General features: G+C 66.7%; 1 protein-coding gene. It reads left to right on the plus strand.

The genetic code is table 11. The features are described 5' to 3' along the window. The coding region (locus tag ACWDKQ_RS36290) for a transposase (protein WP_450143259.1) at window positions 1-1,193 on the plus strand (1,193 nt) is incomplete at both ends.

A 1,193-nucleotide genomic window follows, 5' to 3' on the forward strand; every position in this document is an offset into this window, starting at 1 on the left:
TTGGGTGGCCGAGGTGCTCGACGTTTCGGGCTGGAGCCGGCGTTACCAGCAGCGGATCGACACCTGGCGCTTGCCGGCCTCGCAGACCAAGAAGGACGAACTCGCCCTGTCCTACGGCAAAGACGGCTTCACGTTACTGGCGGCCGTCTACGCGCCCGCCTCGCCGACGTGGCTGCGTGAACTCCCGGCCGTGGAGATCCTGCGCGTGGTGCTGGTCCAGAACTACACGCGCACCGTGGCCAGGAATGGGCGGGAGGTGATCAAGCGGCGGGGGAATGACATCGATAAGGATGGTGGTCTCCCGCCCGGCTGTCGGCGCTTGACCTCACCCTACGACACCGACGCCCGTTGGGGCGTCAAGCGGGATCTGTTCTGGAACGGCTTCAAGGTCCACATCAGTGAGACCTGTGCGGCTCCCGCCCCGACGGAACCCGCCGAGGATGCCGGCTGTCGCTGTCCTGCCGCGCAGAAGCCGAATCTGATCACGAACGTCGCCACGACCGACGCCACCGTCTCTGACAGCACGATGCTCGGGCCGATCCATCAGGCTCTGCGGAAACGGGATCTGCTGCCCGACGAGCACTACCTTGATTCCGGTTACCCGTCCGCCGAACTGATCGTGGGGTCCCTGGAGAACTTCGGCATCGCGCTGATCACCCCTGTGCTGCTGGACCGCTCCCGCCAGGCCAAGGCCCACGAGGGATTCGCCGCGTCGGACTTCGCCGTCGACTGGCAGGCCCAACGGGTGACCTGCCCGGCTGGACAACTCAGCTCGGCATGGACTCCTTGTGTCCAAGACGGGGTCCCCAAGACGGTGGTCACGTTCTCCAAGACGGTCTGTGGCTCCTGCCCACACCGGGCGCAGTGCACCACCGCGAAAAGCGGACGCCGACAGATCTCCTTACATCCCAGGGAGATGACCGAGGCACTGCGACGGGCCCGCGCCGAGCAGGAGACCAAGGACTGGCAGAAGGACTACGCCCTCCGCGCGGGCGTCGAAGGCACGATCCGCCAGGCCACGGCCGTCACCGGACTACGCCGTGCCCGCTACCGAGGCCTGGCCAAGACCCACCTCGACCACGTCTACTCAGCCGCCGCACTGAACCTGATCAGACTCGACGCTTGGTGGAACAGCCACCCGCTCGACCGGACCCGCACCAGCCACCTCGCCCGCCTCGAACTCAGCCTGGCAG

This window comes from Saccharopolyspora sp. NPDC000995 (assembly GCF_053599315.1).